This is a genomic window from Clostridium sp. CTA-1, assembly GCF_054768215.1.
In genome coordinates, this window is sequence record NZ_BAAAAP010000005.1 from 121,988 (window position 1) to 135,013 (window position 13,026).

Consider the following 13,026-nt stretch of genomic DNA (forward strand, 5'->3'; position numbering starts at 1 on the left):
ACTAGTTACCTATAAGAAAATCTAAAACATTCCATCCAGCTGAAGTTTGTGATTTGTACAATTCTGTATAGCCGCATCTTTTACAGCTAATAGTTGTAAATTTTTTATTTTGTACATCAAATAATTTTGCAAAATTCCCTCCTGTTGCCTGAAATTGATCTGACTCATATCCTCTATTTCCGCATTTAGGACAAACGTATTGTTGTTTTTCCATGTTGAACCTCCTATTTAACTTATATAATCCTAAAATAATTATACCATGTAATAAAATACTTAATTATAATTTTTTAATTAAATTTATAAATAAAAAATTTAAGCTAAATTTAATTAAATCGAAGTTATAGCTTTAACACTATAACTCCGATTTTACTTATTATCCAAACAATAGGTTGGATTAAATTATTTTATAAATCCATATTATTTAGTATTTCTTTTAGACTCTTTAATTCCTCAACTGATAAAGTAATTCCTTTACCCATTTTTTCATGTTCTGGTGCCCAATCCCTTAAATCATATTTAGCTTGTTTTCCATTCCAACTAATAAGATTAAGCTCTTTTGTCCAGCCCTTTGGTGATTCTGAAATAACTCCTAGTTTATCTTTTATTTCAAATTTAATATCTGCCATTTTTGTTCCTCCTCTTGATATAAATATAGAGAACATTCTCCTAAGCATTATTATAATACATAATTGTCTTACTGTTATAGTTATTTTTTTCAATCTTATATTAACAATGAATATAAGATTACCGGGAGATGATTTAATATGCCATGGGAAATGAAACTGCAGTTTCTAATTGTCATAAAATTAAACATACATTTCTATTTTAAATTTACATAATAAATACATAAAAATATAAATTATACTAAACATAATTCTACAAAACATAACATGTAATATATTTGAATAATTTCCCAAATAATATTATAATAGGGATATATTATTAAAAACAAACCATAATGTGTATTACTATTAATTTATAATATTTAAATATTATATTAGGGAAAAGGTTGTGATATTATTAACGGTAAAATCAAATCTAAGCAAAAAATAGCAATTGTAACGGGAGTAATTATAGTTTTATTTATAGGCTGTTTTTTGACTATTTTATCTTCAAAATTAAACAAAGAATCTAGTCCACTTTCATTAAATGTTCATAAAAAGCATGAGCCAAGTAATTATTCAATAGAAAAAGAGAATGGTGAAAAAATTATGTGGTCAGATAATAGTTCTGGAAATGAATATAAAGTTTCTTATAAAAAATTTAATGGTACTCAAATAAAATCTTTATATGTTTCTAAAGGTGCTGAACTTTCATTTAAATTTAATTCTAAAGTAGAAAAGGGAAATTTAAAGGTACAAATAAAAGATGAAAATGAAAAAGTCCTAGCTAATGCAGCAACAAATAAAGAAGATGCTAAAAAAATCAAGGTAAATTATGATGGTAAGTTATTCATACATGTAATTGGGAAAGATACAAAGGGATTTTTTAATATATCCTATAATGAATAATACTTGAGCATAGAAATTATAAATAAGTTAAAATTGAATTCTTTATTAAAAAAATAAAGAAACTAAATTTTAGAATCTGTGAAAAATTTTGTGTAAACATGGAATCTGCCACAAATTGGGTTTGTCAAGAATTTTATGTAAATATCCATATGAATTTTAAAATTAATATGTTAAAAAATAACTAGATATACGTATTGCTAGACCTAAACTGCCCCCTGTTTATATAACAGTGGGCAGTTTTTCCTAAATAACGTTTATTATTGAAAGCACTACTTTAGTTCTTTTTTGATTATCATTACATATATATAATAACTTTCTAATTTTTGATTTTAATTATTTAGCTATTAGTATATTATCTTCATTTAATATAAATCTGTGTTCTTAACCAGTTTTTAAAGAAGCTAATTTGCTTTTCTGTATGAAAATAATGTCCTGCTTTATTCATTGTTTCCAAATCACAGTTAAATCTTTTTGCAAATGCAGATATTACTTCAAACTCACATAAATCATCTTCTGCTCCATAAAGAATTGAAGTTTTAGTATTCCAAGTAATAACAGGATGCTCTTTTACATAGCAATAATAATCCCAGTAAAGTTTTTGCCCAATAGGTGTAGAAATTTCTTTTTCTTCTTTTAATCTATCTTCACTTACACCAAAACAAGTCATCATATTATTTATAATAGCTTCCATATTTACTACAGGGGAAAGAAATAAACTTTGCTTTAAGAATTTATGGCTATATGCTAATAAACTAAAGTATGCCCCCATACTACAAGCAAATAAACTTATATTATTTGATAATGTTTTTGCATAATCCATAATTATATTAAGATCTTTGACACAGTTTTGTACCTTACAGGGATAATTTTTATATTTACGTTCACCATGTTCAGGCAAATCAAAGCTAATCACTTGATACCCCTTAGCTGTTATCTCTTCTACAAATGCAAGAATTATTTCATCTTCCTTATTTGACATATTCCCATGCACAGCTATAAATAACTTATCTGATTTATTACCCCATAAAATTGCAGGTATGTTTTTTATTTTTAAATTTTCTCTTATCATCATAACTTTCCTCCATAAAATATAAGTGAAAATATAATTTAATTTATTTTCTATTAAATTATAAGCCTATATCAAATGATTTATCTAGTTTATAAATAATTCTGTAATAAAGTTGTCCAAAACTATAAGTGAATTTATTTACACAAAATAAATAAGCTAAGGCATTAAATTAATATTTCTAGTACCTTAGCTTATTGTTTTTTTTATTTTTAAACTTCATCTTAATCCACAAATTGAAATACTTCCTCTACTGATTTTCCAAATACTTTAGCTATATCCATAGCTAATTTCAATGATGGATTATATTTTTCATTTTCTAAATGCCCTATAGTCTCTCTTCTTACTCCTACTAACTTTGCTAACTCTTCCTGCTTCATGTTATGCTCTTTACGAAGTTCATGAATTTTTGTTTTTAATCGTGGCATATTATTAGTCACCGACTTTCTCATAAAAAAGGAAAAATCCAAATCTTAGAAGACTCATTGTACCTACTAAAAAAGGTAATATTAATTCTAAATCTACTATCAATCCTCCTGAACCAACACCGAATACTGTAGCAAACAAAATACATGTATATATAATAATAAATGCATTAGAGGATGCTCTTTTTTTATTATATTCTGCCATTTCATCCTCTATTTCTGCTTTAAAAAGCTGTGGAATTATCATGAAAACAGTATCAAGTATTAAAATCGCAGAAACAGCTGTACTAATGGCACTAGCATTAAATTTAAGCAGTTCTGCAATTCCAACTAAAATCCATAGTATGCCACAACATCCGTTTTCAAAAAAATCCTTTGTCTTTAAATTCATTACTTTATTCATACTATCCCTCCATGTTATATAATTATAACTTATGTTATAATTATATAACATGTATTTGGCATTTTCAATATAAATATACATTAATTCACTTACCAGGAAATTAATTAGAAATAGATTACCTCATAATTCATTATTATCAAAGCAAAACATCCCGCCATGTGAGAGCTTTTAAACTAAACTTTAAATTATACTGCATATATAACTAATAAACCTTACAAAATACTTATATCCATAGATCAAAAAAGAAGCCATTATAAACAATGACTTCTTCTTTTTAATATTTTATTTTTCTTAATCTTTTACAAATGAACTATTTAATTTATTATATAATTATTAAAAAATTATACCATTTACAATAGTAATATCTACAATTGTAAAGTATGCAAGTGGATTTTTGAATTTTAATTTAAACTTACAGAATTATCTTCCACAACTTTCTCATCTATAACTAAACTATTCAATTTTCCATCTAATGCCCAAAGAATAATACCACATACAATAGCAATTGCTGCTATTACAAAATATGTCGGTGCAAATTTAAATTTTAGTGTAAATTCATATACATATCCATAGGATTTTCCTGCAACAAAGCTAGCAAGCACCCAAACACTCATCATAGCTGTCAACATTCTACCAGGAGAAAATTTACTTATAAATGAGTTTCCAAGTGGTGAGAATACCATTTCACCAAGAGCTAATACAATACCAAATACAACAAGCCAAGCAAGAGGTAAAAGATTATTTCCTCTTGTAACATCTGCCATTGCAAATATTATATAAGATAAACCTAAAAGCAACATACCTAAAGCAGTTTTCTTAAACATACTCATATCTCCCTGAGGCCTTTTAGCTAATCTTTCCCATACTTTAGCAAGAACTGGTCCTAATACAATACAGCATAATGCATTTAATGAGTCAAACCAAGCTGTTGGTACCTGAAAACTACCTATCATCCAGTTAGCAAGTCCATTGTCTCCGCCCCAGTAGTAATATACAGGCAGATATGCTAATTGCCAAAATACCCAGAAAATTACAGAAAAGAAAGATATTAAGATAATAGCTCCAATTCTTTTCTTTTCTATTTTTGTAAGAGGTTTCTTTTCTTCTTGTTTCTGTTCTTTTACTTCTTTGTGCTCATCAATCTTAAATGGTTTTTTACCCGCTTCTCCTAAATATCTCCATCCGAAGATAAAGAAAGCAGCATCAAAAAACATCATAATTGCACAAATTAAGAAACAGAAAGAATATCCCATACTTCCTGCAAGTACACCTAAAACTGTTGTACCTATGAAAGAACCTACATTAACATAGGAATACTGAATAGAAAATGCACTATCTAATTCTTCTTGGTTATCAAAAAGTCTTCCAGTAATAGCATTGTTTTGACATTTAAATAAACCTGTCCCTATAGAAACCAAAATAATCATTAAGTTAACCATACCAGCACTTGAGGCCTTCCATCCTACTAAGTATCCTGCCCCCATTAAAATCATTCCTACTGGAATAAGATATCTTGCCCCTATTTTACGATCAGATATATATGCCCCAATCAATGGTGCAAAGTATGTCCATGCAACTAAATTTGCAGACATTTTTGCCCCTTCTGCAGCTGAAAGTCCAAGTCCTCCACTAGCTACTTTAGCAACTACAAATACTGCAATTAACCATTTTGCTGAATAGAATGCAAATCTTTCGAATGTGAAAGCCAGTGAGCATACATAAAACCCCAATGGTTTTTTACTTGTGTTTTCCATTTTTTATTCCCCCTCTAATAATTAATATTGCATGTGTATTTTAAAAACCATGTGCCTCTATCTTTTTCAATATTATGTACAATGGTTTTAAATACCAAAGTCATCCCCTTAAATATACTTTTTTTCCATATATATTAAAAATATAATATATTATCCACTCATAACATATAATAACACAAATTTTCCCATAGCAAAAGAAAAATTTTAATAATTGTGAAAAATAAAAAAGTTATAAAAAAAGAAGCCATTGAAAAACAATGACTTCTTTAAATAAATATTCTATAAAATTTCATATTAATATAAATTTTTACATTGATTAAACAGCTTCGTTTAATGGTTCTTCCTCTTCTACAACTAAGCTATTCAATTTTCCATCTAATAACCAAAGTATTACACCTGCTCCAGCAGCAATAGCTGCGATTACAAAGTATGTTGGTGCGAATTTAAATTTTAGTGTAAATTCATATACCCATCCATAAGATTTAGCTGCAAAGAAAACAGCAAGTACCCAAACACTCATCATGCTTGATAATAATTTAGGTGGCGCAAATTTACTGATGAAAGAGTTTCCAAGTGGTGAGAATACCATTTCACCAAGAGATAATACTATACCGAATGCAACAATCCAAGCAAGTGATGCAAGATTACCTCCTCTTGTAACATCTGCCATTGCAAAGATTACATAGGATAAACCTAAAAGTATCATACCTAAAGCAGTTTTCTTAAACATGCTTAAATCACCTTGAGGTCTTTTAGCTAATTTTGACCAAACTCTACCAAGAATTGGTCCTAATGTGATACATGCTAATGCATTTAATGAATCAAACCAAGCTGTTGGAACTTGAAAATTACCTATCATCCAGTTAGCAGCTGCATTATCTCCGCCCCAGTAGAAATATACAGGCATATATGCTAAATACCAGAATACCCAGAAAATTACTGAGAAGAAAGATACTAATATAATTGCTGCAACCCTTTTCTTTTCTATTGATGTAAGTGGCTTCTTTTCTTCCTTAGTTTCTTTTGCTTTTACTTCTTCATGTTCATCAACTTTGAATGGCTTTTTACCTGTTTCTCCTAAAAACCTCCATCCAAAGGTAAACCAAATTGCATCAATAAACATCATTATTCCACAAACTAAGAAACAGAAAGCATATCCCTTAGTTCCTACAAGTACACCGATAATTGTTGTACCAATGAAAGAACCAATATTAACAAAAGAATATTGAACAGAGAAAGCACTATCTAATTGTCTTGGATCATCAAAAAGTCTACCTGTAATAGCGTTTGTTTGACATTTAAATAAGCCTGTCCCAAGAGAAACTAGGACAATCATTAAGTTAACCATGCCAGCACTTGAAGCTTGCCATCCTACTAAATAACCTGCCCCCATTAAAACCATCCCGATTGGAACAAGGTATCTAGCACCTACAAAACGGTCGGATATAAATGCCCCTATTAATGGTGCAGCATAAGTAAATGCAACTAAATTTGCAGACATTTTTGCTGCTTCTGCAGCAGAAAGACCAAGTCCTCCGTCCGCTATTTTAGCAACTACGAATACTGCAAGTAGCCATTTTGCTGAGTAGAATGCAAATCTTTCAAGTGTGAAAGCAACTGAGCATACATAGAACCCAAATGGTTTTTTGTTTGTGTTTTCCATTTTTTATTCCCCCTATAAAAAATTAATATTGCGTGTGTATTTTAAAAACTATTCCCCCCTCCTCTTTTTACAGAGGATATGAAATAATTTCAAATACCATATGGTATCCTTTTCTTTTTTATTTAATAAAAATAAATATTTAGTAAAAATTAAAGTTAAATTATATTTAAATTGTTTTTTAGTATTACTATACCAACATTATTTATAATTAAAATAAATTTATTCTCTTAAAGCCTGTATATTGTACATTAAGCGCAACATCATGTTATAACATTAAAATTTATTTTATTACACATATACTAAAAAAATATTATTTTTCATCATTATATCATATAATATTCTAAAAATCTCTATAAAAAAATAAAAAAATTAAAAATTTTTAAAAAGGAAAGATTTAAACTAATTCATTGCAATAATTCTAGTATCTTCATTGACATTTGTAGACAAGCATATTATTATATTAGTATTTAATAACTAAATATAGGAGGGAATACCTATGGATATAAATAAACTGAACAGAGTATTAAAATCTATGAAAGAAAATGATATTCCACAAATGATTATCTCTGATCCCACAGCTATTTTTTATTTAACAGGAAAGTGGATTATTCCGGGAGAAAGATTATTAGCATTATACTTAAATGTTAATGGAAATCACAAAATTGTTATTAATGAATTATTCCCACAGGAAGAAGATCTTGGCGTAGAAATAGTATGGTACAACGATATTCAAGACGGAGTTGAAATCTTATCTAAATTTGTAGAAAAAGATAAAGTTATAGGTATCGATAAAGTATGGCCATCTAAATTCTTATTAAGGTTACAAGAACTTGGTGGTGGAAGTAAATTTGTAAACGGTTCCTTTATTGTTGACTATGTAAGAATGATTAAAGATGAAGAAGAAATCGCTATCTTGAGAGAATCTTCAAGATTAAATGACCTTGTAATGGATGAATTGATCCCATGGGTAGGAAAAGGTTTATCTGAAAAAGAATTAAATACTAAAGTTCGTGAAATTTACAAAAAACATGGTATTAACGAAGTATCTTTCGATCCTATTACAGCATATGCTAAGGGAGCAGCAGATCCACACCATGTAACAGATGATACAAAAGGAAAATATGGTGACTGCGTTATCCTGGATATTGGAGGATTCTACAAAAACTATGCTTCCGATATGACGAGAACTGTCTTTATTGGTGAAGTTTCTGAAAGACAAAAAGAAATCTATGACATCGTTGTAGAAGCAAACTTAAGAGGTATTGCTGCTGCAAAACCTGGCAACAGAATGTGTGACGTAGATTTAGCTGCAAGAAACTACATTGAAGAAAAAGGATACGGAAAATATTTCACACACAGAACAGGACATTCCTGTGGTTTGGAAGACCATGAATTCGGTGATGTTTCTTCTGTAAATGAAGATATTATCAAACCAGGCCAATGTTTCTCTGTTGAACCAGGAATTTATCTTCCAGAAGAAGGAATAGGTGTTCGTATTGAAGACCTTGTTATCACAACTGAAGATGGCTGCGAGGTATTAAATAAATATACAAAGGACTTAATTGTTGTTCCTGAATCCAAATAAAGATAAAGAAATTGGTTAAAAATTTTTATGAAACTTTTAACAACTGAAACTAATTACAAGATATAGATAAGGAGATTGATTATGAAAATTACTGAAGGTTATATGCCATATCTAGAATATAAAACTTATTATCGTATAGTAGGTGAATGTACAGGAAATAAAAAGCCATTGGTTTTATTACACGGCGGACCAGGTTCTACACATAATTATTTTGAAGTACTTGACAAAGTTGCAGAAGATGGACGTGCAGTTATTATGTATGACCAATTAGGATGCGGATTATCCTCAACACCTTCTCGTCCTGACTTATGGAATGCAAAAACTTGGATTGAAGAATTAATTCAATTACGTAAACACTTAGGCTTAGATGAAATTCACCTATTAGGACAATCCTGGGGAGGAATGCAAGCAATTCAATACGCTTGTGAATACAAACCAGAAGGAATCAAGAGTTATATCTTATCCAGTACTTTACCAGCCGCTTCATTATGGGAAAAAGAACAACGTAGAAGAGTTGCATACCTTCCACAGGAAATGCAAGATGCCATTGCAAAAGCAGAAAAAGCTGGAGATTATTCTTCAAAAGAATATCAAGAGGCAGAAGCAGAATTCATGCTTCGTCACTGTGCAGGTGCAGTAGGACCAGATTCACCAGAATGCTTAAGACGTCCAAAAGTTGCTGGAACAGAAGCTTATGTAACTGCATGGGGTCAAAATGAATTTAGCCCATCTGGTACATTAAAAAACTTTGATTTTATGAAAGAAATTGAAGATATAAAGGAACCTTGTCTAATAACTAGCGGTTTACTTGATCTTTGTTCACCACTTGTTGCAAAAACAATGTATGATAAGATTCCTAACTCAGAATGGGAATTATTTGAATTTAGCCGTCATATGCCATTCGTAGAAGAAAATGAAAAATATATAGAAGTACTTAATAAATGGTTAAATAAAAACGACTAATATATAAAGACCGTGAGATTTCTATTCCTGTGACATAATCTTACGCAAATTACAAAAGGGCTGTCATACAACTATGACAGCCCCTTTTTATTAAGTTTTTTGTAATAAAACAGCCTATACTTTCATTTAAGACTCTAAATTCATTAATTTTAATTTTGTATTTTGCTATTTTCTGAACAGTCATCTTTTTTCATTGAAATTATTATAGTAGTCAATAATCCTCCCCAGAGTACGGTTGCACCTATACCAAAAAATATCGTTGCACTTAATGTCATTTTTATCACCACACCTTTATTCATTTTTTAAATTAATATTATGTCGCCAAGGTTGTTTACTTATTAAGATTGATCCAGTAATTCCTATTAAAATAACTCCCCATCCATAAACAAACAATGCCTGCAAATTGTATCCACCATAAGGTGTACTTATTTCTGTAATAAAGCTTTGAACTAGAATGAAAGTTAAAACAATTGGGTTTACACATTTGATAATTATATCCCACCATTTTCCTATTCTATAATAAGATACTGAATTTGTATGATCACGAATAGTTTTAGGTTTTACAATCCATCCTACTAAAATAGTCTCTAGTAATCCAACTACAACTACTCCATAATTATTAATAAAGTTGTCCATAATATCTAATAGATATAATCCTGCTCTAGTTGCAAATAAGATACTTATAATAAATCCAACTAACAAAATTCCTGTTACTACTTTTTTACGTTCCCATCCTGTTTTATCTATTATGGCTGAGGAGATTGCCTCAACTAAGGATACTGCTGATGTTAATCCTGCAAATATCAAGCAAGTAAAGAATAATACAGATAGTATGTTTCCCCAGATGCCCATTACTGAAAATACTTTGGGGAATGCTATAAATGCAAGGCCTATACCACCAGATGCAACTTTATCAATAGATACTCCTTGATTGGTTGCCATGAACCCAAGTATTGCAAAAACCCCTATGGCAGATAAAAATTCAAAGCCACAGTTAGCAAAAGCAGTCATGAATGCACTATTATTTATATCTGTTTTTTTAGGAAGATAACTGGAATAAGTCATCATAATTCCTGTAGCTATGCTTAATGAAAAGAATACTTGTCCATATGCTGCAATCCAAACTTTAGGATCTTTAACTTTTTTCCAATCAGGTGTAAACAGTGTGTTTAAACCTAAAGAAGCCCCTTTTAAAGTTAGCCCCTTTATTACTATAATTATCATTATTATTAATAGAGCTGGTAATAATATTTTACTCAATTTTTCAATTCCAGCTTTTATTCCTTTATAACATATAAACCAGTTAATTAACCAAACTAAAGTTATTCCTATTAGTATTGGAATAATTATACCTCTAAAATCAAAAGGTGATGATGATAATTTTAATACTTCATTATAAAAATAACTGTTAGTGTCATTTCCCCATACTTTATTAAAACTTAATGTTAAGTACTTCATAGCCAGACTCAAAATCATTGAATAATAGGATAAAATTATAACTGCACTAATTATAGGCCACCAACCAAGCCATTCCCACTTTTTATTTGCTCTTGCTATTGCTAGTGGTGTTGAACCTCTAAATTTATGTCCCATTCCATATTCAAGAATTAATAAAGGTATTCCTGCTGTAAATATAGCGAAAAAATATGGTATTAAAAATGCTCCACCTCCATTTGAATAAGCTACATAAGGAAATCTCCATATATTACCTAGTCCTACAGCAGAACCAATAGCTGCAAGTAGGAACCCTACTTTTGTCCCCCATTGTTCTCTGGATTTTTTCATGTCTATTCCTCCTAAATTATTTATCTGAATTTTCCAAATATTGATATTTATAAATAAAAAAGCCCCACAGTTTATACTATGAGACTTTTTTACCTAGGATATTATAAAAGTCCCATAGTCTATCTATGGGCCCCCATTTATTTCAATACAAATAATTAGCCACCATAGATGCAAAACGCCTGTTTTGGCGATTGCATCTATAGTAGTATGTAACCTATATATGCAATCGCTATCTTAAGTTAGCTAATAAGAGTAGATTATTCAATTTTGAAACAGATATATTTATTTTAATATTCATAATAATCCCCCTCTTGGTAATTTTATGTTATAGTATCATACCATTCTAGTAATGTCAATAAAATCTTAAAAATAATATAAAAAAGATTACTCAATTAACTTCTTTATCAACTTTCTTTTGTCTGGAGTAAAAAATCATTAAGCATTCGAAGTCCCTTATCTAATTCTTGAGAGTCTGTCACAGAGGTTAGTGAAATGCGAATAAATTGCGCTGATTCATCTTTTCCAGTTAAGAATCGATAGGAATGGTATACACGAATACCATGTTTTAAAGCATCCTGTTCAAATTGCTTTCCTTGATACTTTTGACACAGTGGAAGCCACCGAAAAAAGCTTAGCGGATTTTCATGAGGATTTGTAATTTCAAAATATTGTTCATATAGTTCATTGCGTTCTTCTGCAATTTCTTTTTTCTGCCTAATAATTTTATCAGCAATTCCAGTGTTAATCAGTTCAGTTATGATCTCTGCATTTAGTGAGGAAGTTTTTATATTTATATTGTAAATACCTCTAGTAATTTTTTCAACAAACTGATTTGCGTAACCAATAAATCCCACTCTTATGCCAGAACTTAAGGCTTTTGATATACTTAGTATATAAATAAACTGTTCTGGGACAAAATGTGATATTGGTATATAACCTTGTGGAGCAAGAAAAGAATAAATATCATCTTCCATTAGAATAAGTTTATGCTTCTTTATCACATCTGCAATTTCCTTTCTGCGCTTCATATCCATAATTACAGCAGTTGGATTACTACAGGAAGGATTTATGTATATTCCTTTTATATGATTTATACTGCAAACAAGATCTAATCGTTCTGGTATAATTCCTAATTCATCTGCTTCAATAGGTATTAATTGAATATTCAACATATTAGCTAATTCAATAAAATTAGGATAAGTATAAGTGTCCACTGCAATTTTATCACCAGGATTAAAAATAGAGATTAAGAGCAGTGTAATAGCATTTTGCCCCCCTGATGTTATAGCTATATTTTCAATAGATACGTCCATAGAAAAGCGCTGCATCCATTTTTTTGCAGCCATTCTGTGATAAGGGCATCCTAAAGGATGTCTGTAATCCAATAGCTTTTCCAGATAATTTTTATTGGCAATGCTTTTAATAGTTTCTGCAACTAATATATTAGAGCAATCCAGTGGTTTTATAACACCCATCTCTATATAGTTCTTATTTGCATCGTTGTCCGCTAGGAAAATAGCACTCCCAGCATTAGGAGAAACAAAGGTTCCACTTCCAATAACAGCATAAATTAATCCTTTTGCTTCGCAGATTTTAAAGGCTCTTGTTATAGTACTTAGATTAATATCAAGGTAATCTGCCAGTTCTCTTTGAGGTGGAAGTTTTGTGTTAGGTGCAAGATAGCCGTTAAGTATATCATATTCCAATAAACTAGCAATAGAAAGATATAATGGAGAACCTAATTGTCTTTTATCAGGTTTCCATGACATTGGATAATTTTCAAATGAATTTACAGGCATATGGAACCTCCTTAAAATAATTGTCTTGCATACAATTATATCATTGAGACCATACACTTACAATGATATACT

13 protein-coding genes are annotated in these 13,026 nt (G+C 29.8%); 3 read left to right on the top strand and 10 right to left on the bottom strand.

The window, feature by feature from the left end; translation table 11 throughout:
• Position 1: 1 nt before the first annotated feature.
• Together ACYUEW_RS05560 and ACYUEW_RS05565 are read right to left on the bottom strand one after the other, a co-directional pair.
• Complete coding sequence (locus ACYUEW_RS05560; protein ID WP_003496114.1) at positions 2–214, bottom strand: zinc ribbon domain-containing protein; 213 nt, start codon at positions 212–214, stop codon at positions 2–4.
• Positions 215–404: 190 nt separating this feature from the next.
• Positions 405–626 carry a YdbC family protein gene (locus ACYUEW_RS05565; RefSeq protein WP_257411516.1) on the bottom strand — a complete coding sequence of 74 codons (222 nt, stop codon included), beginning with the start codon at positions 624–626 and terminating at the stop codon, positions 405–407.
• Between the two features lie 471 nt (positions 627–1,097).
• Between ACYUEW_RS05565 and ACYUEW_RS05570 the strand changes: the two genes are divergently transcribed.
• Positions 1,098–1,511, top strand: a complete 414-nt coding sequence (locus tag ACYUEW_RS05570) for a hypothetical protein (protein ID WP_257411515.1) — start codon at positions 1,098–1,100, stop codon at positions 1,509–1,511.
• A gap of 358 nt (positions 1,512–1,869) precedes the next feature.
• Here ACYUEW_RS05570 and ACYUEW_RS05575 read toward each other — a convergent pair whose 3' ends face one another.
• The 5 genes from ACYUEW_RS05575 to ACYUEW_RS05595 all read right to left on the bottom strand — a co-directional run bounded on the left by ACYUEW_RS05575 (position 1,870) and on the right by ACYUEW_RS05595 (position 6,822).
• Complete coding sequence (locus ACYUEW_RS05575) at positions 1,870–2,580, bottom strand: alpha/beta hydrolase (protein WP_003485572.1); 711 nt, start codon at positions 2,578–2,580, stop codon at positions 1,870–1,872.
• 221 nt (positions 2,581–2,801) lie between these two features.
• On the bottom strand, positions 2,802–3,005 hold the full coding sequence (locus ACYUEW_RS05580) for a helix-turn-helix transcriptional regulator (RefSeq protein ID WP_042385521.1): 204 nt from the start codon (positions 3,003–3,005) through the stop codon (positions 2,802–2,804).
• 4 nt (positions 3,006–3,009) lie between these two features.
• Entirely contained in the window at positions 3,010–3,405 is a 396-nt protein-coding gene (locus ACYUEW_RS05585) for a hypothetical protein (protein WP_003485570.1), read from the bottom strand.
• 401 nt (positions 3,406–3,806) lie between these two features.
• A complete protein-coding gene (locus ACYUEW_RS05590; protein ID WP_096043750.1) occupies positions 3,807–5,159 on the bottom strand; it encodes a peptide MFS transporter in 1,353 nt (450 codons plus the stop codon).
• Between the two features lie 316 nt (positions 5,160–5,475).
• Positions 5,476–6,822 carry a peptide MFS transporter gene (locus ACYUEW_RS05595; protein ID WP_460276374.1) on the bottom strand — a complete coding sequence of 449 codons (1,347 nt, stop codon included), beginning with the start codon at positions 6,820–6,822 and terminating at the stop codon, positions 5,476–5,478.
• Between the two features lie 496 nt (positions 6,823–7,318).
• Here ACYUEW_RS05595 and ACYUEW_RS05600 point away from each other — a divergent pair, with 496 nt between their 5' ends.
• The gene (locus ACYUEW_RS05600; protein WP_030035339.1) at positions 7,319–8,407 is read left to right on the top strand and encodes a M24 family metallopeptidase; all 1,089 of its coding nucleotides are present in this window, start codon (positions 7,319–7,321) and stop codon (positions 8,405–8,407) included.
• Between the two features lie 81 nt (positions 8,408–8,488).
• Positions 8,489–9,370 (top strand): proline iminopeptidase, encoded by an 882-nt coding sequence (gene pepI, locus ACYUEW_RS05605; RefSeq protein ID WP_003401983.1) that lies wholly within the window; start codon positions 8,489–8,491, stop codon positions 9,368–9,370.
• A gap of 149 nt (positions 9,371–9,519) precedes the next feature.
• Here the strand turns inward: pepI and ACYUEW_RS05610 are convergent, their stop codons facing one another.
• The 3 genes from ACYUEW_RS05610 to ACYUEW_RS05620 form a co-directional block, all read right to left on the bottom strand.
• Entirely contained in the window at positions 9,520–9,645 is a 126-nt protein-coding gene (locus ACYUEW_RS05610; RefSeq protein WP_043013501.1) for a MetS family NSS transporter small subunit, read from the bottom strand.
• Between the two features lie 16 nt (positions 9,646–9,661).
• Entirely contained in the window at positions 9,662–11,155 is a 1,494-nt protein-coding gene (locus ACYUEW_RS05615) for a sodium-dependent transporter (protein WP_030035341.1), read from the bottom strand.
• A 404-nt stretch (positions 11,156–11,559) separates the two neighbouring features.
• Positions 11,560–12,954: an aminotransferase-like domain-containing protein gene (locus tag ACYUEW_RS05620; protein WP_460276375.1), complete on the bottom strand. Its 1,395-nt coding sequence runs from the start codon at positions 12,952–12,954 to the stop codon at positions 11,560–11,562.
• Between the last annotated feature and the right edge of the window lie 72 nt (positions 12,955–13,026).